General features: G+C 64.8%; 24 protein-coding genes. 14 read left to right on the top strand and 10 right to left on the bottom strand.

Annotated elements, in window-relative coordinates; genetic code table 11:
• Window positions 1-57 precede the first annotated feature (57 nt).
• Both AC1DRP_RS21550 and AC1DRP_RS21545 read left to right on the top strand, forming a co-directional pair.
• Window positions 58-909, top strand: a complete 852-nt coding sequence (locus AC1DRP_RS21550; RefSeq protein WP_476769490.1) for a 23S rRNA (adenine(2030)-N(6))-methyltransferase RlmJ — start codon at window positions 58-60, stop codon at window positions 907-909.
• Between the two features lie 29 nt (window positions 910-938).
• Window positions 939-1,541, top strand: coding sequence for a glutathione S-transferase (locus tag AC1DRP_RS21545; RefSeq protein WP_441505205.1), 603 nt, complete (start codon window positions 939-941; stop codon window positions 1,539-1,541).
• A gap of 184 nt (window positions 1,542-1,725) precedes the next feature.
• On the opposite strand, the gene AC1DRP_RS21540 is transcribed toward AC1DRP_RS21545, so the two are convergent.
• A complete protein-coding gene (locus AC1DRP_RS21540) occupies window positions 1,726-2,421 on the bottom strand; it encodes an outer membrane protein (RefSeq protein WP_441505204.1) in 696 nt (231 codons plus the stop codon).
• 375 nt (window positions 2,422-2,796) lie between these two features.
• Between AC1DRP_RS21540 and AC1DRP_RS21535 the strand changes: the two genes are divergently transcribed.
• Together AC1DRP_RS21535 and AC1DRP_RS21530 are read left to right on the top strand one after the other, a co-directional pair.
• A complete protein-coding gene (locus AC1DRP_RS21535) occupies window positions 2,797-3,585 on the top strand; it encodes a glycosyltransferase family 2 protein (protein ID WP_441505203.1) in 789 nt (262 codons plus the stop codon).
• A complete protein-coding gene (locus AC1DRP_RS21530; protein ID WP_476769489.1) occupies window positions 3,578-4,324 on the top strand; it encodes an SDR family oxidoreductase in 747 nt (248 codons plus the stop codon). Before AC1DRP_RS21535 ends, AC1DRP_RS21530 begins: the two co-directional genes overlap by 8 nt.
• A 180-nt stretch (window positions 4,325-4,504) precedes the next feature.
• On the opposite strand, the gene AC1DRP_RS21525 is transcribed toward AC1DRP_RS21530, so the two are convergent.
• The 5 genes from AC1DRP_RS21525 to AC1DRP_RS21505 form a co-directional block, all read right to left on the bottom strand.
• Window positions 4,505-4,705: a hypothetical protein gene (locus AC1DRP_RS21525; protein WP_441505201.1), complete on the bottom strand. Its 201-nt coding sequence runs from the start codon at window positions 4,703-4,705 to the stop codon at window positions 4,505-4,507.
• Window positions 4,706-4,795: 90 nt separating this feature from the next.
• Window positions 4,796-5,569, bottom strand: a complete 774-nt coding sequence (gene pgeF / locus AC1DRP_RS21520; RefSeq protein ID WP_441505200.1) for a peptidoglycan editing factor PgeF — start codon at window positions 5,567-5,569, stop codon at window positions 4,796-4,798.
• 20 nt (window positions 5,570-5,589) lie between these two features.
• Window positions 5,590-6,684: a class I SAM-dependent methyltransferase gene (locus tag AC1DRP_RS21515; protein WP_441505199.1), complete on the bottom strand. Its 1,095-nt coding sequence runs from the start codon at window positions 6,682-6,684 to the stop codon at window positions 5,590-5,592.
• Window positions 6,681-7,520, bottom strand: coding sequence for a prolipoprotein diacylglyceryl transferase (lgt, locus tag AC1DRP_RS21510; RefSeq protein ID WP_441505198.1), 840 nt, complete (start codon window positions 7,518-7,520; stop codon window positions 6,681-6,683). Before lgt ends, AC1DRP_RS21515 begins: the two co-directional genes overlap by 4 nt.
• A 188-nt stretch (window positions 7,521-7,708) precedes the next feature.
• Entirely contained in the window at window positions 7,709-8,725 is a 1,017-nt protein-coding gene (locus AC1DRP_RS21505; RefSeq protein ID WP_476769488.1) for an NADP-dependent oxidoreductase, read from the bottom strand.
• A gap of 154 nt (window positions 8,726-8,879) precedes the next feature.
• Here AC1DRP_RS21505 and uvrC point away from each other — a divergent pair, with 154 nt between their 5' ends.
• The 5 genes from uvrC (at window position 8,880) to AC1DRP_RS21480 (ending at window position 13,425) form a co-directional block, all read left to right on the top strand.
• On the top strand, window positions 8,880-10,901 hold the full coding sequence (gene uvrC, locus AC1DRP_RS21500) for an excinuclease ABC subunit UvrC (RefSeq protein WP_476769487.1): 2,022 nt from the start codon (window positions 8,880-8,882) through the stop codon (window positions 10,899-10,901).
• A 66-nt stretch (window positions 10,902-10,967) separates the two neighbouring features.
• The gene (pgsA, locus tag AC1DRP_RS21495; protein ID WP_043232683.1) at window positions 10,968-11,579 is read left to right on the top strand and encodes a CDP-diacylglycerol--glycerol-3-phosphate 3-phosphatidyltransferase; all 612 of its coding nucleotides are present in this window, start codon (window positions 10,968-10,970) and stop codon (window positions 11,577-11,579) included.
• A 26-nt stretch (window positions 11,580-11,605) separates the two neighbouring features.
• The gene (gene moaD, locus AC1DRP_RS21490; protein WP_113512320.1) at window positions 11,606-11,857 is read left to right on the top strand and encodes a molybdopterin converting factor subunit 1; all 252 of its coding nucleotides are present in this window, start codon (window positions 11,606-11,608) and stop codon (window positions 11,855-11,857) included.
• Window positions 11,858-11,876: 19 nt separating this feature from the next.
• Entirely contained in the window at window positions 11,877-12,332 is a 456-nt protein-coding gene (locus AC1DRP_RS21485) for a molybdenum cofactor biosynthesis protein MoaE (RefSeq protein ID WP_441489493.1), read from the top strand.
• Window positions 12,333-12,336: 4 nt separating this feature from the next.
• On the top strand, window positions 12,337-13,425 hold the full coding sequence (locus AC1DRP_RS21480) for a DUF1176 domain-containing protein (protein ID WP_476769486.1): 1,089 nt from the start codon (window positions 12,337-12,339) through the stop codon (window positions 13,423-13,425).
• Window positions 13,426-13,465: 40 nt separating this feature from the next.
• Here AC1DRP_RS21480 and AC1DRP_RS21475 read toward each other — a convergent pair whose 3' ends face one another.
• Window positions 13,466-14,353, bottom strand: coding sequence for a branched-chain amino acid aminotransferase (locus tag AC1DRP_RS21475; RefSeq protein ID WP_441505194.1), 888 nt, complete (start codon window positions 14,351-14,353; stop codon window positions 13,466-13,468).
• 172 nt (window positions 14,354-14,525) lie between these two features.
• On the opposite strand from AC1DRP_RS21475, the gene AC1DRP_RS21470 reads away from it, so the two are divergent.
• The 3 genes from AC1DRP_RS21470 (at window position 14,526) to AC1DRP_RS21460 (ending at window position 17,336) form a co-directional block, all read left to right on the top strand.
• Window positions 14,526-15,044, top strand: a complete 519-nt coding sequence (locus AC1DRP_RS21470; RefSeq protein WP_069879639.1) for a MarR family winged helix-turn-helix transcriptional regulator — start codon at window positions 14,526-14,528, stop codon at window positions 15,042-15,044.
• Between the two features lie 110 nt (window positions 15,045-15,154).
• The gene (locus AC1DRP_RS21465) at window positions 15,155-15,883 is read left to right on the top strand and encodes a response regulator (RefSeq protein WP_069879638.1); all 729 of its coding nucleotides are present in this window, start codon (window positions 15,155-15,157) and stop codon (window positions 15,881-15,883) included.
• Window positions 15,884-15,989: 106 nt separating this feature from the next.
• The gene (locus AC1DRP_RS21460; protein WP_441489652.1) at window positions 15,990-17,336 is read left to right on the top strand and encodes an ATP-binding protein; all 1,347 of its coding nucleotides are present in this window, start codon (window positions 15,990-15,992) and stop codon (window positions 17,334-17,336) included.
• A 73-nt stretch (window positions 17,337-17,409) separates the two neighbouring features.
• Here the strand turns inward: AC1DRP_RS21460 and AC1DRP_RS21455 are convergent, their stop codons facing one another.
• Window positions 17,410-18,318, bottom strand: coding sequence for a LysR family transcriptional regulator (locus AC1DRP_RS21455; RefSeq protein ID WP_476769485.1), 909 nt, complete (start codon window positions 18,316-18,318; stop codon window positions 17,410-17,412).
• A gap of 99 nt (window positions 18,319-18,417) precedes the next feature.
• Between AC1DRP_RS21455 and AC1DRP_RS21450 the strand changes: the two genes are divergently transcribed.
• The gene (locus AC1DRP_RS21450) at window positions 18,418-19,041 is read left to right on the top strand and encodes a glutathione S-transferase (protein ID WP_441505190.1); all 624 of its coding nucleotides are present in this window, start codon (window positions 18,418-18,420) and stop codon (window positions 19,039-19,041) included.
• A 6-nt stretch (window positions 19,042-19,047) separates the two neighbouring features.
• Window positions 19,048-19,980 (top strand): pyridoxamine 5'-phosphate oxidase family protein, encoded by a 933-nt coding sequence (locus AC1DRP_RS21445; protein ID WP_476769484.1) that lies wholly within the window; start codon window positions 19,048-19,050, stop codon window positions 19,978-19,980.
• A gap of 7 nt (window positions 19,981-19,987) precedes the next feature.
• Here the strand turns inward: AC1DRP_RS21445 and AC1DRP_RS21440 are convergent, their stop codons facing one another.
• The gene (locus AC1DRP_RS21440; protein ID WP_441505188.1) at window positions 19,988-20,347 is read right to left on the bottom strand and encodes a tRNA-binding protein; all 360 of its coding nucleotides are present in this window, start codon (window positions 20,345-20,347) and stop codon (window positions 19,988-19,990) included.
• On the bottom strand, window positions 20,344-21,380 hold a 1,037-nt coding region (locus tag AC1DRP_RS21435; protein ID WP_476769483.1), incomplete at its 5' end, for a methyl-accepting chemotaxis protein. The genes AC1DRP_RS21435 and AC1DRP_RS21440, both read right to left, overlap by 4 nt.

Here is a 21,380-nt window from a genome sequence, read left to right as displayed (position 1 = left end):
ACATCACCGTGAAAGCTCAACGCTGACAGAGCGCTGCGAGGCGGCTAAGACCGCTTCATGAATTATCATCACAGCTTCCACGCCGGAAATTTCGCCGACATCCTCAAGCATGTCGTGCTGATGCGCATCCTGACTCATCTCGGCGCCAAGGATACGCCCTATCGCGTCATCGACACCCATGCCGGTRCCGGCCGTTACGATCTCGGCTCCGAGGAAGCGCTGCGCACGCATGAATGGAAGGACGGCGTGGCTCGGCTCGACCAGTCGCCGCTCGCCTCCAGCGTGGAGGCGTTGCTGGCACCATGGCGCGAAGCTGTCGCGGTCGCACGGGAAAGCCATGGCGCCGGCAGCTATCCCGGCTCGCCCTGGCTCTGCCGACACGCCATGCGGGCGGAGGACCGGCTTATCGCCGCCGAACTGCATCCAACCACTTGCAAAAAGCTCGCCGCGACGCTCGGTCGCGATTCGCGCTGCAAGGCGCTGGCGATCGACGGCTGGACGGCGCTGCGCGCCAATGTCCCGCCGAAGGAACGACGCGGACTCGTGTTGATCGACCCGCCCTTCGAGGAGAAGGACGAGTTCGCGACGATGGCGGCCGAGTTCATTGCCGCGCACCGCAAATGGCCGACCGGCATTTACGCGCTCTGGTATCCGGTCAAGGAGCGCCGGGCCGCCGACGGCCTCGTGAATGCGATCGAGGATGCCGGCATCGGTCGCCTGCTCAGGCTCGAGATCGATGTCGACCGCCCCGAAGCCGCGGGAGGTCTCGGGGCCACCGGTCTGCTTGTGGTCAATCCGCCCTGGAAACTGGCGGAGGAAGCTCTCCTCCTGTTGCCGGCATTGTGCGAACGCCTCGCGCAAGGCCCGCGGCCGCGCTACCGTTGCGAGCCGATCCGCCCGGACGGCTGACATCTCCAGAACTGACCGGAATATGACCGATGCTGACCTTGCGCACCTCCCCAGCCTCCCCCTTCGGCCGCAAGGTCAAAATTGCCGCCCATGAGCTCGATCTCCTGGGCCGCATCGAGATCGTCGCGGCGGATACCACCGATCCCAAGGACACGTTGCGCGCCCAGAACCCGCTCGGCAAGATTCCGGCGCTGGTGCTCGAGGACGGCTCGGCACTGTTCGATTCCCGCGTCATCGCCGAGTATCTCGACCATCTCGCCGGTGGCGGCCTGATTCCGTCAGGCGAAGCGCGCTTTGCGCAGTTGCGCCTGCAAGCGCTGGCAGACGGCATCTGTGATGCGGCCCTGCTTCAGGTCTATGAAGGCCGGTTCAGGACGCCCGAGATGCGCAATGCCGCCTGGGTCGAGAATCAGGCTGGAAAGGTCACGCGGGGACTTGCCGCGATCGAGGCAGCGCCGCCAGCCTGGTCTGGCAAACCCCGCATCGGTGAAATCGCACTCGCCTGCGCGCTGGGCTATCTCGATCTGCGCTTCGACGGAACGTGGCGGGCAGCTCACCCCAAGCTGGTCGCCTGGCTCGACGATTTCGCGGCGAAGGTGCCCTCCTTCGAAACCACCCGATTCAAGGGCTGACCGGCTCCGAGCTAAAGCATCGGCCCGAAAAGGGGATTGCGGTTTTCGGGAAAGCCGATGCAAAGACAAAGGGTTAGATCATCGGACTGGATACGATATCCGGTCCGGTGATCTTGTCTCGCACAACAAAAAACCCGGTGGCCGAAGCCACCGGGTTCATTCTGAGCCCCGTGAGGGGATCGGACTAGAACTTGTAGTTCAGGCCAGCGCGGACGACCGAGAACTTGGTCTCGACGTTCGAGGTGAAGGTGCCGCCGGGAACGTTGAACGACTCCTTGTCGAGGTCGACGTAGAGATACTCGAGCTTCGCCGTCAGGTTGTTGGTGAAGGCGTACTCAAGACCAGCACCGACGGTCCAGCCGTACTGGGTGTTGTCGTTGCTGCCAGCGAACACGCCGTTGGAGACCTTGTTCTTCACGCTGCCGTAAGCGAAACCGCCGGTGACATACGGCAGGAACCGGTCGAAGGAGTAACCGACGCGGCCACGAACGGTGCCGAACCAGTTGACCTCGGTCGAGGCGCGGAGGCTGTTAGCCAGGTTGACGGAAGTCGACTTCAGGTCAGCGCCCTGGAAATCGGCTTCAGCGCCGAGGACCCACTGGCCGATCTGATAGTTGTAGCCGATCTGGCCACCACCGGTGAAGCCATCGGGATCGCTGAAGTTGCCGAGGTTGTTGGTGAAAGCGCCCGTGGTCGAGTCGATCTGGCCCCAAGCATAGCCAGCGTTGACGCCGACGTAGAAGCCGGTCCAGGTGAACACTGGCGGCAGATAGATCGGGGCGGCAACCGGGCCCTTGCGGGACGGCAGGTCGGCAGCAGAGGCGGCGCCGGCAACGACGAGGCCGAGGGCCGCGACGCTCGTAAGCAGGTACTTCTTCATTTTAGACTCCTTTAGTCGTCGCTGGTGCCGGCGTGGCCCGGCGGTGATGTCGATGACGCCCTTATAGCCCGCGCCTGCGTCGATGTCTGTTGCGGCTAAAGCACAGGTACATTGCAGACCGCGGCAGAAATGCGGCACGAATGGGGATGACTAAGACCAATTGTTCAACACGCGTTAATTATTATTAAGCCACTGTGAATGGTAAACCGAATACTAACAACGCGTTGACCATATAGTGGAAGCAAGCAGGGAACGCGCGACATATCCTAAGGTTCCAAACAAAATGCGGCCACAATCTGTCACGGTCCTTCGCTTGCTCGTTCCGGGCTCGCGTGCTTAAGCCTTGCAGCACAATCCACGGAATGGACCAGGCCGGTGCCGCCGCTTTCTATATTCATTATTGCTCGGGATGAAGCCGACAGAATCGGCCGTACCATCGACGCCGTGCGAGAGCTGAGCGATGACATCGTCGTGATCGATTCAGGCTCGACCGATGGTACGCAGACAATCGCCGAGCAATGCGGTGCCCGCGTGATCTTCAATGCGTGGCCGGGTTACGGGCAGCAAAAGCGCTTCGGGGAAGACCAGTGCCGCTATAACTGGCTCCTCAATCTGGATGCYGACGAAGTCGTGCCCAGGGAGATGGCCGTCGAGATTGCAGCGCTCTTCGCTCATGGCGATCCGCCTGCGGATGCCTACAGGACGCGCATCGCCGAGATATTCCCTGGCGAGCGCGCGCCGCATCGTTTCACCTACGCCTTGTCGCCGGTTCGGCTCTACCGAAAGGACAAGGGACGCTACTCGCCTTCGCCGGTTCACGACCGTGTCGATCTCTCTTCGGATGCCCGCATCGGCAGGCTGAAGGGCACGGTTCATCATTACTCCGTGCGTTCTCTCGGCGAGCAGATGGCGAAATTGAATAACTACAGCGACGCACAGGCCGACGATCTCGACAAGCGCGGCGAGACCCTTTCGGTCTTCCGGCTGGTCGCCGAGTTCCCGGCCAATTTCGTCAAGGCCTATATTGGCCGGCGTCACGCCCTGCGCGGCGTCTATGGCTTCATGACCGCGATGAACTACGCCTTCTACCGCTATTTGCGCGCAGCCAAACATTGGGAACGGCGCCTCAAGCGTCACTCCGATAAAGATGCACGCAATGGCTGAGGTTGCGCTCGTCACCGGTGGAGCACGCCGGATTGGACGCGCCATCGTCGAGCACCTTGCGGATGCGGGCTACGCGGTTGCGATCCACTACCGCACATCGCACATCGAGGCCGAAGCGCTCGCAGCGGACGTGCGCGGTCGGGGCGGCAAGGCAATCACCGTCGCTGCCGACCTGGCCGATCCCGCGTCGGTCGACACCATCATTCCGGCCGCCGAAGCAGCGCTTGGGCCGGTGACCCTGCTGGTCAACAGCGCCTCCAGCTTTCTGGTCGATGACATCCGCACGATCGACGTGCCGACCTGGAACCGGCAGTTCTCGACCAATCTGCGCGCGCCCTCTGTGCTCTCCGGCGCGATGGCCAATCATCTTCCCGCGGATCGAGAAGGCTGCATCGTCAACATTATCGATCAGCGGGTCTGGAAGCCGACCCCGGAGTATTACTCCTATACCTTGACCAAATCGGCGCTTCTCACGGCAACGACCACGATGGCGCAGGCGCTTGCGCCGCGGATTCGCGTGAACGCCGTCGGGCCAGGGCCGACCTTTCCGAATCCGCAGGACGGCGAGGCCTTGCTCGCGCGCGAGGCCGCGGGATCGCTGCTGCAAAGGAAGGTCGACGCGGCGGATATCGCCGGGGCGGTGCTCTATCTCGCCCGCGCCCGATCGGTCACCGGGCAAATGATCGCCGTCGACAACGGCCAGCACCTGGCCTGGCGAACCCCTGATATCGTGACCTGACGCCCCACCCCACGTCATCTGCAAGACGTTGAGCCGACAGGCAGCCGGGCTCGTCAATCACGCAAGATGGCGACGCCGGGCGAGGCGCGCGACGTCGCCACTGTAACGCTCAGGCTGCGGCCTTGTTCTTGATCGCGCCGATGATAGCGGTCAGGATAGCTCCGCCAGCGCCGCCAGCGATCAGGTTCGACAGGATACCGCCGACACTGAGATTGCCGCCCTGGCTGGCAACACGATGGGTACCAACTGGCCAAGAACGCCGCCGCCGACCAGACCGGCGATGGTGTTTCCGAGAGTTCCGAGATCGAAGCTGGACGAGGCTTTACCCGCAGCATTGCCACCCAGCGCGCCTGCGACGAGGTTGATCAGAAGCTGTTCCATGAGACCCCCAAAGCCATGATGCATGGCCTTGGGAGGATGACTCCGCCCGTTTCTCGAAGCAACCTGAGATTGAACCGGCCGAAAGCCGGCCTATTTCGGTCGCGTCAACGTGATCGCCGAGATCAGCCGGCCGTAATCCGGCTCCTGCCGATGCGTCGTGCGGCGATAGCTGAAGAAGCGCTGTTCATCGCCATAGGTGCACAGGCCGAGGTCGATGAAGCGGCCGATGCCGGCCTCCTGTGCCTTGAAAGCGATGAAGGCAGGCAGATCGAACATGGCGCGCGCAGGATGCTCCGAGGCGTGGAAGAAGCGCGCATAGGTCGCATTCTCCGACTTGAAGCGCTCGATGAATTCCGGCCCAACCTCATAAGCCTTGGCGCTGATCGTTGGCCCAAGCACCGCCAGGATGCGTTCGCGACGCGCGCCGAGCTTTTCCATCGCGGTCACAGTCGCGCCGACAATCCCCGTGAATGCCCCCTTCCAGCCGGAATGGGCGGCACCGATGACGCCCGCCTCGCTATCGGCGAAGAGGATGGGTCCACAATCAGCGGTGGAAACGCCGAGCGCCACGCCGTGAGCCGTGGTCACCATGGCATCGGCCTTCGGCTTCTCCCCGAGCCACGGGCCGGTGACGAGTGCGGCATCCGCGGAATGGACCTGGTGCACACCGACAAGATGCGTGGGCTCGACCTCGAGGTGAGCCGCCATCCGCGCCCGGTTCTCGGTAACATGCGCCTTGTCGTCGTCCGAGCCGAGGCCGCCATTGAGCGAGGCGTAGATGCCCGAGGATACACCGCCCTCGCGGGTGAAGAAGGCATGCGCAATGCCGTGTTCGGCGGAAAGATCGGGCGAAGTGATGAACATGGCGGGTTCCGGCTCAGGCGTCAGCCCTGCTCTGGCATCTGATGAAGGTCAAATCCGGGCAGCAGCGGCAGTCGTGAATCCGATAATGCCAGAACCTTGAACAATTCACCCATCTCGGTCGCGCCAATGGCGGTGAGCCGTGCGAAAGCCGCCTGGATCGCCTCCGCCTGCTCCGGCCGTGCTCTGCCGCAGAGCGCCTGCGCACGTTCCGCCAGCCCGAGCGCCAGCAGGAAATCGCGCTGCGTCGCCGGTCCATGCGCCGCAGCCCCGGCCCGCCACGCAGCCTGCGCCATCCGTTCGAAATCGACATGAACCGTGAGGTCGGCCACACCGGTATCGGCAAGCGGATCAACCATTCGATGCCGATGGACCGCCTGAAGCGTATCTCCGAAGCCTGAACGCCCGGAACCGTAGTCGATGAACAGCGCAGCGCCGCCTTGCTCGGCGAGATGGCCGCCCACCGTCGTCACGACATCAAGCGCTGCGGTCGGCTGTTCGAAGATGCTTCCCTCAGGGGCGGCAATCCCAAGTGCAGGCTCCGGCGCATGGGCGAGCCCGAATGCCAGCTGGCTTGCGGCATTGATTCCGACCAGACGTTCGCGCCAGCCATCTCCGACGCGCACGAATTGATCGAGCGGCAGCGCGTCGAGGAACTCGTTGGCGAGGAGGATCGTCGGCCCCTCCAGCGCAGTCCCGATGCTGTCGTGCCAGACCGGCTCGGTCGCGGAGGCCAAGGTCCGAGCCTGGGCTTGCCGCAGCACGGGGCTCATCTCGACGAGATGCACGGAAACCGCCTCGCGGAAACCCGGAACGATCCGCGCGGCCCGCAGCACATCGGCCATCAACGTGCCACGCCCCGGTCCAAGCTCGACGAGGCGCAAGCTTGCAGGCTCGCCCATCATCCGCCAGACCGCACCAGCCCACAGCCCGATCAGTTCCCCGAACATCTGGCTGATCTCGGGCGCCGTCGTGAAGTCTCCCTCGGCACCGAAAGGGTCGCGGGTCATGTAGTAGCCGTGACGGGGATGGCCGAGGCAGAGCGCCATATAGCGCGAGACGCTGAGCGGGCCCTCGTCCTGGATCAGGCGGATGATCTCCGCCTTGAGCGCATTCACGCGCTAGCCCGTCTGGCGCGCAGCGCCAGATAGAGCCCGGCGAAGAAGAGCGGCACGGACAACAGCATGCCCATGGTGATGCCCCCACTCAGCGCATCGACACTTCCGCCGAACAGGAAGCCGAGCTGCGGATCGGGCTCGCGGAAAAACTCGCAGACGATGCGCGCGACCGCATAACCCATGCCGAAGACACCCGCGACGAGKCCGGGTCGCTTGAAGCCGCCAGCCCGAACGACGAGCGCGAGCAGGATGAAGAGCAGGATCCCCTCCCCCAGCGCCTCATAGAGCTGGCTCGGATGGCGCGGCAACGGCCCGGCATTGGGAAAGACCATGGCGAAGGGCAATCCCGGTGCCGGCCGGCCCCAGAGCTCGGCATTGATGAAATTGGCGATGCGCCCAAGGAAGAGCCCGATCGGAACGACGGCGGCGGCGAGATCGAAGACGCTCAGCGCCGGGTGCCCGCGCCGGCGCGCAAACAGGAACAGCGCCGTCGCCGCCCCCAGCAACCCACCATGGAACGACATACCACCCTGCCAGATCGCGATGATGTCCTGCGGCCGGGCGAGATAGCGCTCAAGGTCGTAGAACAGCACGAAGCCGATGCGCCCGCCGAGCACCACGCCAAGCGCGACCCAGAGCAGCATGTCGTCGAGCTCTTCTGCCGCGGGATGCTTCGAGCTCCCCCACAGCGCAGGAGACGAGACCAACCGGCGTGCATACCACCAGCCCCCGATCAGCCCCACGACATAGGCGAGGCCATACCATTTGACCGAAAGCGGTCCGAGTTGCAACGCGACCGGGTCGATCACCGGGAAGGGGATGGCGAATACGGGCATGGGCAAAGGTCCGGTGGCGGAAGTCGCAGTCTCGCTCAGGCGGTTGCGCACCGCCCATCACACGTCATCCCGGGCGACCCAAGGGACGCTCGGGAGGACTGCGCGAAGGAAAACCTGCCGCGACATGGCCGGCTGGAGGCGAAGTGGTCAAGCAAAAAGGGCGCCGGTATGCACCCCGCCTGCCCTGCTCAGACCTTGATGATGAGCTTGCCGAAATTCTTCCCGTCGAGCAGGCCGATGAACGCCTCAGGCGCCTGGGCGAGGCCCTCCACGATGTCCTCCTTGTATTTCAAGGCGCCTCCGGCGATCCAGCCGGACGCCTCCCGTTCGAAGGCCGGGCGCTGCGCGACGAACTCACGCTGGATGAAACCACGGATCGTCAGACTCTTGGTCAGGACCTGGCGCATGACGATGGGCAGCCGGTCCGGGCCCTCGAAATCGCCCGTGCTGTTATACTGCGCAATCAGCCCGCAGACCGGAATCCGGGCAAAGCCGTTCAGCAGCGGAAACACCGCGTCCCAGACCTTGCCGCCGACATTCTCAAAATAGACGTCGATGCCATTCGGACAGGCCGCCGCCAGTTGGTCGGCGAAATCGGGAGCGCTGTGATCGACGACGGCATCGAATCCGAAGGTCTCGCGGATGAAGGCGCATTTCGTCTCGCCACCCGCGACCCCGACGGCGCGCGCGCCCTTGATCCGCGCGATCTGCCCCACGGCCGATCCCACAGGCCCGCTGGCGGCTGCCACGACCACGGTCTCCCCCGCCTTGGGTTGGCCGATCGTCAACAGGCCGGCATAAGCGGTGAAGCCTGGCATCCCGAGCACGCCCAGCGCGGTCGTGATTGGCGCGGCGGCCGGATCGATCTTGCGCAGATGGCCCCCGTCGGCCACCGCGTAGGACTGCCAGCCGGAATGCGAAAGCACGATATCGCCTGGCCTGAAGTCGGGGTGGCGGCTCTCCAGAACCTCCGCAACTGTGCCGCCTTCCATCACCTGACCGATCGCCACCGGAGCGGAATAGGATTTCTCATCGCTCATGCGCCCCCGCATATAGGGGTCGAGCGAGAGATAGAGGATGCGCAGAACCACCTGGCCGTCGGAAGCCTCCGGAACCGCAGCGTGCTCGAGCCTGAAATCGCTGGGGCGGGGCCGGCCGACCGGGCGAGCGGCCAGAACGATCCTGAGATTATCCTGTTGGGGCATGGGGTTCCGTCCTCCCTCGAGCGCGTCGTTTGGATTGGTCAATTMATATGGGAGCAACGTTGCTCCGGGAGCACCACCTCACCCGTGCATTTTGCCACAGGGCGGCGCACGCTCCTGACATGACGAAACGCCTCGGGCATCTTACATCGGGCTCATGAATCGCCAGCGCACCGACGACTTGCCGGAAGACGAGATCGAGGACGAGGAGGATGGCCTCCCGCTCCCCGACGCAACCGTCGATGCCGGCGAGACCGCGCCCTCCGAACTGAAGCACGGCATCGAGGTCATCGCCGGCTTCGCCAAGCACCTGCCGAACAAGCCCGGCGTCTACCGTATGTTCGATCGGGCCGGCGAGGTGCTCTATGTCGGCAAGGCCAAGAGCCTGAAGAATCGCGTCACGGCCTATGCGCGCGGGCTTGCCCATACCAACGCCGTCGCCCGGATGATCTCCGAGACGGCGAACATGGAATTCGTCACCACGGGGACGGAAACCGAGGCGCTGCTGCTCGAATCCAACCTGATCAAGCAGCTCAGGCCGCGCTACAATGTCCTGCTTCGCGACGACAAATCCTTTCCCTATATCCTGCTGACGGGCGACCACCCTGCCCCGCAGATCGCCAAGCATCGCGGCTCGCGCCAACGCAAGGGCGATTATTTTGGGCCGTTCGCATCGGTCCAGGCGGTGAAGCGCACCATCGACGCACTGCAGAAGGCGTTCCTGCTGCGCTCCTGCTCCGACAGCTATTACGAGAACCGCACGCGGCCCTGCCTGCTCTTCCAGATCAAGCGCTGTGCCGCGCCTTGCACGGGCGAAATCTCGCATGCCGATTACCAGGCACTGGCTGATCAGGCGCGCGATTTCCTGTCAGGCCGCTCCTCGACCGTGAAGCGGACGCTGTCGGAGCGGATGCAGGCGGCAGCGGAGGCTCTCGAGTTCGAGCAGGCGGCGCGCTACCGCGACCGGCTGGCGGCGCTCTCTGCGGTCCAGGCCGGCCAGGACATCAACACCCAGGGCGTCGAGGAGGCGGATGTGTTCGCCATCGATGAGCAGGCCGGGCATTTCTGCGTCGAGATCTTCTTCTTCCGCAACCACCAGAACTGGGGCAATCGGGCGCTCTTCCCTCGCGCCGACAAAAGCCTCACGCCCGCCGAAGTCCTGGCCTCCGTCGTCACCCAGTTTTACGACGACAAGCCGCCGCCACGCCTCGTGCTGCTCTCGCATGAGGTCGAGGAGATCGAACTGATCGGCGAAGCGCTCTCGGCTCGCGCCGGCCGCAAGGTCGAGATCGCGGCGCCCAAGCGTGGCGAGAAATTCGATCTCGTCGCCCACGCCCGGAAGAACTCGCATGAGGCACTCTCCCGCAAGCTCGCCGACAATGCCGGGCAGCAGAGTCTGCTTGTCGCGCTCGGCGAAGCCTTCGGGCTGCCAAGGCCGCCGCGCCGCGTCGAAGTCTACGACAACTCCCACATCATGGGGACGAATGCGGTCGGCGGCATGATCGTCGCCGGCCCGGACGGTTTCATGAAGAGCCATTACCGCACCTTCAACATCTCCTCCGACACCATTGCCGGCGACGATTTCGGCATGATGCGGGAGGTGCTGAAGCGGCGGTTCTCGCGATTGGCGAAGGAGAGCGTGGCAGCGGAGGGCGGCGACGCCGTCGATCTCGCAGTGGCCGAATCTCCTGCCCCGCCCCCCGAGGCTCAGGACGAAACCGCCTTTCCCTCGCGCCCCGATCTCGTCATCGTCGATGGTGGCAAGGGCCAGTTCGAGGCCGCGCGCCTGATCATGGCCGAATGTGGTGTCACCGATATTCCACTTGTGGCCATTGCCAAGGGCGCCGACCGCAACGCCATGCGCGAGACGTTCTTCATGGCCGGCAAGGAGCCGTTCAAGCTGCCACCGCGCGACCCCGGCCTCTATTTCATCCAGCGCCTGCGCGACGAGGCGCATCGTTTCGCCATCGGCACGCATCGCGCCAGACGCAAGCGCGACATCACCAAGAACCCGCTCGACGAGATTGCGGGCATTGGCCCTTCGCGAAAGCGGGCGCTTCTGCTGCATTTCGGCACGGTCAAGGCGATCCAGCGCGCCAAGCTCGACGACCTGATGCGCACGCCCGGCGTCAATGCCGCCACCGCCAAGGCGGTGCACGATTTCTTTCACGATGCGTAGGGCTCGTACACGCCTCGCGGGATTGCGTGTTGACGCTGTCACAAGCGCGCTGCTTTGGTGTTTCCCGTGACGATTCTTCCAGATGCCATCAGGCGGCGGGGCCCTTGGTCCCTGCCAAATTTGCTGACCTACGGCCGGATCGCAGCGATTCCGGCGCTGGTGGCGCTGCTATTCTGGCCGCGCGACGACTGGATGCGCTGGATCGCGTTGGCGATCTATGTCGCGGCGGCTGTGACGGATTATCTCGACGGGTGGATCGCCCGGGCGTGGAGCCAGCATTCGGCGATCGGCCGGATGCTCGATCCGATCGCCGACAAGCTTCTGGTCTGTGCCCTGCTGCTGATGCTTGTCGCAGACGGCACGATCTATGGCTGGTCGCTCTGGGCGGCCATCGTCATCCTCTGCCGCGAGATCCTGGTATCGGGCTTGCGCGAGTTCCTGGCCGAGCTGCAGGTCAGCGTTCCCGTCAGCAAGGTGGCGAAATGGAAGACTACGGCGCAACTCCTGGCGCTCGGCTTCCTCGTTGCCGGCCCCGCCGGCGACAAGGTTCTGCCGTATAATACGCAGATCGGCATCGTCATGCTGTGGCTGGCGGCAATCCTGACCATCTATACCGGGTGGGATTATCTTAACTCCGGAATCCGCCATCTGGTGGATGAGGATGAGCGCGCATCATGATCGACAGTCTGGCCGAGACGCGAACCCTGAAGCTCGTCTATTTCGCCTGGGTCCGCGAACGCATCGGCGTTGCGGAAGAAACCGTGGAGGTGCCCCACGAGGCACGGACCGTGGCTGACTTGGTGGATTGGCTGAGAGGGCGCGACGAAGGCTACGAGATGGCCTTCGAGAATGCCGCGATCGTGCGCGCCGCCATCGACCATGTCCATGTCAAGCCGGAAGCCTCCCTCGCAGGCGCCAGGGAGATCGCCTTCTTCCCGCCGATGACGGGCGGCTGAGGCAAGCCGGGCCCACGCCATGACTCCGGTCGTCCGCATCCAGCGCGAGGATTTCGACCTCAACGCCGAGGTCGCGGCGCTGACCCGCGACCGGACCGATATCGGCGCCGTCGTCACCTTCGCCGGGCTTTGTCGCGATGAAGGTGGCCAACTGGCAGCGCTCGAGCTCGAGCATTATCCCGGCATGGCCGAGGCCGAGATCGGGCGCGTGGCAGCGGAGGCAGTCGAGCGCTGGCCGCTCAATGGTCTGGTCGCCATCCATCGTTACGGGCTGATCAGGCCGGGCGGACAGATCGTGCTGGTGGTCGCCGCATCACGCCATCGCCGCGCCGCCTTCGAGGCAGCCGAATTCCTGATGGACTATCTCAAGACCCGGGCTCCCTTCTGGAAGCGCGAGCACCTGAGCGACGGCACCATCGGCGGATGGGTCGAAGCCAAGGCCGACGATGATACCGCCGCAGCACGCTGGAACTGAATGAATGTCTGGCCAACAGAAGAGCCCGCTGATCTCCGCAGTCGGCGTAGCCACTCTGCTCGGCCTGGGCCACGCCCAAGCCGCCGAAACCRGCATCAAGACCTTCCGTGACTGGATCGCCGGATGCGACAATCTCAAGGGCTGCACGGCCTTGTCGCTGCCCGCGGAAGCAGCGAGCGATATCGGCTTCCTGAAGCTCGAGCGCTCGGCCGGACCGGCCGGTGCAGCCTCATTCTCCCTGCGTCTCAGAGGCGAGCAGCTCAAGGCGCCGCTCTCCGTACAATTGCTTCTGGATGGCGCCCCCTTCCCCGCCGCAGGCAAGAGCCTGCCCGCCCGTCGCGACGGTGAGGACAGCGCAACCCTTCTGCTGTCCGACGCCGATACCGAGGCCCTCATCGCCGCAGCGCGAAAGGCGACCCGGCTGACGGCCAAGCTTGCCGGCAAGACCTACGACATCTCGCTCGCGGGGTCGGTCGCCGCCATGCTCTGGATCGACGAGCAGCAGGGCAGGCTTGGCGGCACGAGTGCACTGATCCGCAAGGGCCCGGCCACGACCGTGCCTGCGGCGCCGGCCCTGCCTGTGATCGACGCGCGGGCGACTGCCGGGTTTCCTGCGCCCGACGCCAAGGCGACGAAGGCCATGGTGGTTGCGCTGCGCAAGCACCTCAAGCAACACGACCCCGACCTTTGCGACGACGGCGGCGACGCGGACTCGGATTCCGACAGCGTCTGGTCGCTTGACGCCTCCACGAAGCTGGTTGGCCTGCTCTGCTCGCGCGGCGCCTACAATGTCACGACCGGCTTCTGGAGCGTGACCGGCAGTGATGTCGCGAAGGCCAGGAAGGTCATGTTCCCTCAACCCGGCGCCAACAGCGACAATCTCCTGATCAATGCCAGCTTCGACCCAGCGACCGGACAGGTCGGCTTCTTCGGCAAGGCGCGCGGCATCGGGGATTGCGGCAGTGCCGGCAACTATGCCTGGACCGGCTCGGGCTTCGTTCTGACCGCCTTGAGCGAGATGCCGGAATGCCGCGGCGTGGATCCGGAGGACTGGCCGACGCTCTATCGAAGCGACGTGAAGCTCGCCAAATAGCAAAAGGCCCGGTCTCTCGACCGGGCCTTTGTTCGATCGCTCACGCTGCCTTGGAGGCTGGCCTCACCGCAGCGGAATAATCTTCCATGATCACCTTGCCCATATTGCCGGTGATGAACTTGTAGGGCCCGATTTCGGAGACTAGCGTCACCTCGGCGGCCGAGCCGGTGATAAAGCATTCCGAGAAGCCCTCGAGCTCCTCCGGGCGGATGCGCCGCTCGACCACTTCGAAACCGCGTGCCCGGCACAGATCGATCACGGACTGGCGGGTAATGCCATTCAGGAACCTGTCGGCGGTCGGGGTGTGAACCACGCCATCCCTTATGAAGAAGATATTGGCGCCGGTGCATTCGGCGACATTGCCTTCCCAGTCGAGCATCATCGCGTCGGCATAGCCGGCCCGCTCCGCCTTGTGCTTGGAGAGCGAGCAGATCATGTAGAGTCCGGCAGCCTTGGCATGGACCGGCGCGCAGGCCGGGTCGGGACGGCGATAATCGGCAACGTCGAGACGCACGCCCTTCAGTTTCTGGGCCATGTCGAACATGCTCGGCCACTCCCAGACCGCGATCGCGGTATGGATGCTGTTGTTCATGCCGGACACAGCCATCATCTCCGAGCCGCGCCAGGCGACCGGGCGGAGATAGGCATCCTTGAGGCCGTTCTCCTTGAGGCAGAGATATTTGGCTGCGTCGATCTCGGCGACCGAATAGGGGATCGCGAAATCCATGATCTCGGCCGACTTGTGGAAGCGCTGCGAATGCTCGGTGCACTTGTAGATGACGCCGTCATAGGAGCGTTCGCCCTCGAAGACACAGGAGCCGTAATGCAACCCGTGGGTCAGTACGTGCACCTTGGCGTCCTTCCACGGCACGAGCTTGCCGTCGAACCAGATCACGCCGTCGCGCTGGTCGAAAGGAATGACAGACATGGGGCAACTCCTCTGCGAGTCTTCATGCGCCGAACTGGGCCACAAGGGCGTAGGGCGCGCAAGCACTGAACAATTACTGCGCTGCAGCAACCGAAAGCGACATAATCAGTCGCCCCGGATGCTTGACCGGTAATCTTCCGTCTGAGATATGTCAACATGGCTGACGTAAAATATGGAGCGCCTCGTGACTGACACGCAAGTCCGATCGACCGATGCGCCCCGGCCCGCGCCCGCCGAGGACGTACCCTACGACCTGATCGAGCTCTTCTTCTTCGCCTATCGCGATTTCGTCAGCGACCCCGACCGCATCCTGGCGGATTACGACTTCGGCCGGGCGCATCACCGCGTGCTGCATTTCGTGCAGAGGCGCCCGGGCCTGACGATCGCCGAACTGCTCGACATCCTGCAGATCACCAAGCAGAGCCTTAACCGCGTGCTGAAGGAGCTTGTCGAGACCGGCTTCGTCGAGTCCCGCATGGGCACGCAGGACAAGCGCCAGCGCAACCTCTATCCGACGGATACCGGCAAGGAGCTGGCCGTGAGGCTGGCGCGTCTCCAGGGCAAACGGATCAATGCGGCGCTCAGCGCCGTCGGCCCCGAGGCAGGCGAGCAGGTGGCGCGCTATCTCGCGGGGTTGATCGATCCCGCCGAACGCAAGAAGGTACTGGGCTTTCTCGCTACGCCGGTGTGAGCTGCGCGGCGAAGAGCATCCAAGCCGGACATGGCACCGTCGCCAAACCGGGGGATCCTGGTCTCCCGGCGGCGGGGATCGCGCTCCGGCTACGAAGAGGACCAAGCCCGATGACCGCAGCCAAGGCCCTGAAGCCGGTCCCAGACGAGGCCCCGCATATCCTCGTGGTCGACGACGACCGCCGCCTGCGCGACCTGCTGGCGCGCTTTCTCGGCGATCACGGCTACCGTGTCACCACGGCCGCCAATGCGGCCGAGGCCGATTCGCGCCTTGCCCATCTCGTCTTCGACGCCATCGTGCTCGACATCATGATGCCCGGCGAGAACGGCTTCGACTTTGCCCGTCGTTTCCGCGGAGGTTCCAACGCCCCGATCCTGATGCTGACCGCGCGCGCCGACAGCGCCGACCGCATCAATGGGCTGGAAATCGGCGTCGATGACTATCTCACCAAGCCTTTCGAGCCGCGCGAGCTCATCCTGAGGCTTGGCAACATCCTCAAGCGAACCATCGTCGTGGATGCCCCGCAATCGGGCAGCCACCCTGATTTCGTCCGCTTCGGCCCCTTCATCTATGGTCTCGCCCGCGGCGAATTGCGCCATGGCGAGGAAACGATCCGGCTCACCGAGCGCGAGCGCGAGATCCTGACGGCCCTGGCCGAGCGCGCGGGTGAGCATGTCCCGCGCGAACAGCTCGCGGCGCAGGGCTCGGCGGCCAATGACCGCACCATCGACGTCCAGATCAACCGGCTGCGCCGCAAGATCGAGCGCGACCCGGCAGACCCGCTCTATCTCCAGACCGTTCGGGGTGTCGGCTACCGGCTGGTCACGGATCGGGGCTGAATCGATGCAAGTCGGCGCGCGTGGCATGCGCTTGGCTCAGGCCGTCGGCCTCGGCCTTCGGCGGGTCGGGGCCGCGATGGGACATGTGCGGGTCGGGCTCGCACGCATGCTCAGGCCCGTGCTGAAGCTCGGCGGCCGGCCGCTGCGGATGATCGGTCGCTACATGCCGAAGGGCCTCTATCCGCGCGCCCTCGTCATCGTCATTGCGCCGGTCGTGCTGCTGCAGTCGGTCATCGCCTATGTCTTCATGGAGCGGCACTGGCAGACGGTGACGCAACGCCTGTCCTCGGCCGTCTCGGCCGACATCGCGGCGCTGATTGACGTCTATGAGAGCTATCCGCAGGATGCGCAGGCAAGCGTGCTCAGTCGCATCGCACTGGAGCGCCTCGGCCTGGATGTCGACATCATCCCGGACGCCGATCTGCCGCCACCGGGCCCCCGCCCGTTCTTCTCGCTGCTCGACAGTGCGCTCTCGACGGAACTGAGCCAGCAGGTCGCACGGCCCTTCTGGCTCGATACGGTCGGCCGCTCCAGCCTGATCGAGATCAGGGTGAAGCTCGGGCCGAACGTGATGCGGGTACTGACGCGGCGCAGTCAGGCCTATGCCTCGAACAGCCATATCTTCCTGATCTGGATGATCGGCACATCGCTGATCCTGCTGACCATCGCCGTGCTGTTCCTGCGTAACCAGATCAGGCCGATCCTGCGCCTGGCCGACGCTGCGGAGGCATTTGGCAAGGGACGCGACTCCGATTTCCGGCCGCGCGGCGCGCGCGAGGTCCGGCGTGCCGGCAACGCCTTCATAGAAATGAAGCGCCGCGTGGAACGCTCGGTCGGCGAGCGCACGACCATGCTCAACGGCGTCAGCCACGACCTGCGCACGATCCTGACTCGCTTCAAGCTTTCACTCGCACTTCTCGAACGCTCCTCGGAGATCGACGCGCTGGAGAAGGATGTCGACGAGATGAGCCGTATGCTCGAGGACTATCTCGCCTTCGCCCGCGGCGACGTCGGCGAGGCTGCGGTCGAGACCGATATCCGCGCCCTTCTGGAAGATCTGAAGGTCAATGCCGAACGGCAAGGCCATCAGACCGAGCTCGAAGTCGTCGGCGACCCGCTGGTCGTGATTCGACCGGACGCGATCCGCCGCCTGCTGACGAATCTCGTCTCCAACGCAGCGCGCTTCGGCGATCGCATCGCCATTCGTGCTACCCACGACGCCCGCTATCTGATCGTGATGATCGACGATGACGGCCCAGGCATCCCCGCCGGCTTGCGGGAGGATGTTTTTCGTCCGTTCTTCCGGCTGGATGAGGCCCGCAATGTCGACAGTGGCGGCACGGGGCTCGGTCTTGCCATCGCCCGAGACATCGCCCGGGCCCATGGCGGCGACATCATCCTGGCGGACTCGCCGCTGGGCGGCCTGCGCGCCACCGTCCGACTTCCGGTCTGATCTGCGCGACATCACGCCCCGCTGACTCGCGGGGGAGCGCTGTCGTCTCGGCCATCGCGGGCTACGCTGGACCTCACGACACGCCTTCGGGCCGGATCGCGCCGAGGCGCTGGAAATACGCGGCCGCCTGATCAAGGAAGGCCCTTACCTTCGCTGCCAGATGCTGCCCGCTCGGAACAACGAGGTGCACAGGCAGCGGTGCCGGCTCGAAATCGCGCAGCAGCCGCACCAGTGTTCCCGCGGCAATGTCGTCTGCCACCTGGTAGGACAGCGGCCGTGCCAGCCCGCGACCGGCGCGGGCCGCAATCAGGCCCGATTCAATCTCGTTGACGATGAACCGGGGCGCGACGGCAACGCTCGACCCGCGCGCCGATCCGCCAAAACGCCAGAGCATGCCCTGCCCTGCTGCCACGCTGGCAATGGTGTCATGCTGCAGCAGGTCCGAGGGGCGCGACGGCATGCCACGGCTTGCGAGATAGGATGGAGCCGCGACCAGGAGGCGTCTGACCTCGCCGACTTTGCGTATGACCAGCCGCGAATCCGGCAATGGACCGATCCGGATTGCGACGTCGAGCCCTTCATCGATCATGTCGAGATTGCGGTCGGCCAGAACGAGCTCGACCTGTACCTCGGGATGCAGGTCCAGGAACTCCGTCACCAAGGGCGTGACATGGCGCCGGCCGAAGGCCAACGGGGCAGTGACGCGCAGCAGGCCACGAACCGGGGCCGCGGAGACACCCGACATCGACGCCTCGTAGTCGGCCAGCATCCGTCTCGCGGAGGTCGCGAGCGCACGCCCGGCATCCGTCGGAGTGAGTTGGCGCGTAGTACGGGCAATCAAGCGTGCGCCGACGCGTTCCTCGAGCCCGGCAAGAGCCCGCGTGACCGCCGGGCGCGAACGGCGCAACTGCCGGCCCGCCCCCGCGAGGCTGCCGGTATCAAGGATGGCTACGAAGATCGCCAATTCGTCGAGACGGTCCAATCAATGTTCCTATCTATGGAATTCTGACTTTCAAGAATAGCGTGTTTCGCTCAGGAACTGAAACAAACAGACTGTGACCTCACCTCTGGAGGTCACCCTATGTCACCAACCGGCATCACCCTTCACAGCACGCCGCTCTCTGGCCACGGCCATCGCGTCGAGCTGCTGCTGCTGGCTCTCGGACTCGATTATCGCTTCGCTTCCGCTCCGGCTGATGTACGCAGGAGCGAAGCCTTTCTCGCGCTCAATCCGCTCGGCCAGATCCCGGTGCTCCAGGATGGGGCGCTGGTACTGGCCGACAGCAACGCGATCATGGTCTATCTGGTGAAGCGCTACGCTCCGGACAGCGCCTGGCTGCCAAGCGAGCCACTCGCCGCGGCCCAGGTCCAGCGCTGGCTCTCGATCGCAGCCGGAGAGGTCATGCACGGTCCCTCGACCGCGCGGTTGATCACCCAGTTTGGACTGAAGGACGATGCCGCCCGCGCCGAACGGATTTCCTCGCGGCTGCTCACCTTCATGGAAAGTCACCTGGCGGAGCGCGCCTTCCTGGCGGCGGAACAGCCAACGCTGGCCGACCTTGCCTGCTATTCATATGTGGCGCACGCTCCGGAAGGCGGCATCTCGCTCGAGCCCTACCCGGCAGTGAGAGCCTGGACCGCGCGGATCGAGGCTCTGCCCTTCTTCAAGCCGATCCCGCCCTCACCGCTCCCGGCCAAGGGATGATGCGCCATGGACGAGTCCCCCTTCCATCCGGGTGAACGCGAAGCGCAGGCCCGCGCAGGCCAGTTCTCGCGCGGAGCCGGCATCCGCAGCCTCATGCCGGATCAGCACAGGACCTTCTTCCCGCTCCTGCCCTATCTCTTCGTCGGCGGGCTCGGTCGCGATGGCTGGCCGATCGCAACCGTGCTGAGCGGAGAAGCCGGCTTCGTGCAAAGCCCCGCACCTACCCGCTTGCGCATCGCCGCGCTGCCCTCGGCAGCCGATCCGGCGGCCGCAGCGCTGGAAACGGACCGTCCCGTCGGCCTGCTTGGCCTCGACTTCACGACGAGGCGACGTAACCGCGCCAACGGCATCATTGCCGCCCGCGATGCCGACAGTCTCTCGGTCGAGGTTTCACAGAGCTTCGGGAACTGTGCGAAATACATCCAGACCCGCGTCCCGACAGCGATTGCCCGCTCGCCGGAGGTGGCGGAGCCACTGACCCGTTTGGACGCGGCTGCCCGGACCGTGATCGGAGCCGTGGATACCCTGTTCATCGCCAGTTCGTCCGGGCCCCAGGGCGGATCGGCCGCCGGTGTCGACATTTCGCATCGCGGCGGCCGGCCGGGCTTTGTCCGGATCGACGGCGACGTCCTGACGATCCCGGATTTCACCGGCAACAGCTACTTCAACACACTCGGCAATCTGCTGCTGGAGCCGCGCGCCGCGCTGCTCATTCCCGACTTCGCGATGGGCGACATCATTCAGCTTCAGGGCGAAACGGAGATCGTCTGGAGCGGCCCGGAGCTCGGAACCTTAAGCGGCTCGCAGCGGCTCTGGCGCTTTCGCATCGCACGCGCCTGGCGGCGCAAGCGCGCACTGCCCTTCAACTGGTCGRCAGCCGAACCGGCGCCGACCACACTGGAAACCGGGACGTGGCAGCGAGACCGTTCCGCTGCCTGAGCCCTCGTCAGAAGAGCCGGCCACCATTAGGGACAGCGAGGCTGGGCCCGATCAGCACCACCTCGCCGTTACCATCAGGCATGCCGAGCGTCAGGACCTCTGACATGAATTTTCCGATCTGGCGCGGCGGGAAATTGACCACCGCGAGGACCTGCCGGCCCGGAAGATCCTCGCAGCGATAGTGCGTGGTGATCTGCGCCGACGATTTCTTGAGACCAATCTCGCCGCCAAAATCGATCACCAGTTTGAAGGCCGGCTTGCGTGCCTCGGGATAAGGCAGTGCCTCGACGATGGTGCCGACACGAATGTCGACCTTGAGGAAATCGTCGAAGCTGATCGTCTCCGGCGGTTCGGACGTCGTACTCAAAATTCCTCCCAGGCGCGAYCATGCGCGCTCGGCTCGAGTTTGCGGGCAGGCGCCGCTCCGTGGTGAGGGGCAGGCTTGCGGCTCGGGGCCGCTGCGCGAGGAGCGGGCGGGACGACGCTCGCCATCTTGCGTGCCATATCCTGCAAACCGGCAACGTCTCCGCCAAGCCTGAAGCGCGCGACCTGAGCCGCGAGGCGATCAGCCTCCTGCGACAGCGCATGCGCCGCGGCCGTCGACTCTTCCGCCATGGCGGCATTCTGCTGCGTCGCCTGGTCCATCTCGTTGACGGCGCTGTTGACCTCCTGGAGTCCAGCAGCCTGCTCCTGGGCTGCCGACGCAATCTCGGCAACCAGCGCGGTGACGCGGGTGATCTCGCCAGCCATCCGCTGCAGGGCATTGCCGGTCTGGCCGACCAGTGCGACGCCCTTGTCGACCTCGACGGTCGAAGCGGTGATCAGTCCCTTGATCTCCTTGGCCGCTTCGGCAGAACGCTGCGCCAGTGCCCGAACCTCGGACGCGACGACGGCGAAGCCCTTGCCGGCATCGCCCGCGCGCGCCGCCTCGACGCTGGCATTCAGTGCCAGCAGATTGGTCTGGAAGGCAATCTCGTCGATGACACCCACGATCTGCGAGATCTCGTCCRCAGACTTCTCGATGCCGCCCATGGCCGACACTGCGTCGCGCACGATCTGGGTCGACTGCTCAGCCTCCGTCTTGACCTGAGTGGTCGCCTGGCTTGCGAGGCGCGCACTTTCGGCGGTCTGCCGTACGGTGGCGGTGAGTTCGTCGAGCGCGGTTGCCGTCTCCTCCACCGATGAGGCCTGCTGCTCGGTCCGGCTGGCGAGGTCATCGGCCGCCTGGCTGATCTCGCCCGAGCCTGCCTTCATGCTTTCGGTGTTGGTCGCAATCTGGCGCATCGTCTCCTGCAACCGGGCGATCGCGCCATTGAAGTCGTCCTTGAGCTTGACGTAGTCGGCGGCAAAGACATCCGCGATCCGGTAGGTCAGGTCCCCCTCGGCGAGATGTTCAAGAC

The organism is Allobosea sp. 01N443 (assembly GCF_056399325.1).
The sequence above is the reverse complement of the archived record's forward strand: the minus strand, read 5'-3'. Positions and strand labels throughout refer to the sequence as shown.

Excerpts from the sequence above, each read along its gene's own strand:
- AC1DRP_RS21530 (WP_476769489.1), top strand. The coding sequence starts at position 3,578 with ATGGCTGAGGTTGCGCTCGTCACCGGTGGAGCACGCCGGATTGGACGC.
- AC1DRP_RS21460 (WP_441489652.1), top strand. The coding sequence starts at position 15,990 with ATGCTCAGGCCCGTGCTGAAGCTCGGCGGCCGGCCGCTGCGGATGATC.
- uvrC (WP_476769487.1), top strand. The coding sequence starts at position 8,880 with ATGAATCGCCAGCGCACCGACGACTTGCCGGAAGACGAGATCGAGGAC.
- AC1DRP_RS21465 (WP_069879638.1), top strand. The coding sequence starts at position 15,155 with ATGACCGCAGCCAAGGCCCTGAAGCCGGTCCCAGACGAGGCCCCGCAT.
- AC1DRP_RS21505 (WP_476769488.1), bottom strand. The coding sequence starts at position 8,725 with ATGCCCCAACAGGATAATCTCAGGATCGTTCTGGCCGCTCGCCCGGTC.
- AC1DRP_RS21485 (WP_441489493.1), top strand. The coding sequence starts at position 11,877 with ATGACTCCGGTCGTCCGCATCCAGCGCGAGGATTTCGACCTCAACGCC.
- AC1DRP_RS21545 (WP_441505205.1), top strand. The coding sequence starts at position 939 with ATGCTGACCTTGCGCACCTCCCCAGCCTCCCCCTTCGGCCGCAAGGTC.
- AC1DRP_RS21470 (WP_069879639.1), top strand. The coding sequence starts at position 14,526 with ATGGAGCGCCTCGTGACTGACACGCAAGTCCGATCGACCGATGCGCCC.
- AC1DRP_RS21450 (WP_441505190.1), top strand. The coding sequence starts at position 18,418 with ATGTCACCAACCGGCATCACCCTTCACAGCACGCCGCTCTCTGGCCAC.
- AC1DRP_RS21540 (WP_441505204.1), bottom strand. The coding sequence starts at position 2,421 with ATGAAGAAGTACCTGCTTACGAGCGTCGCGGCCCTCGGCCTCGTCGTT.
- pgeF (WP_441505200.1), bottom strand. The coding sequence starts at position 5,569 with ATGTTCATCACTTCGCCCGATCTTTCCGCCGAACACGGCATTGCGCAT.
- AC1DRP_RS21475 (WP_441505194.1), bottom strand. The coding sequence starts at position 14,353 with ATGTCTGTCATTCCTTTCGACCAGCGCGACGGCGTGATCTGGTTCGAC.
- AC1DRP_RS21525 (WP_441505201.1), bottom strand. The coding sequence starts at position 4,705 with ATGGAACAGCTTCTGATCAACCTCGTCGCAGGCGCGCTGGGTGGCAAT.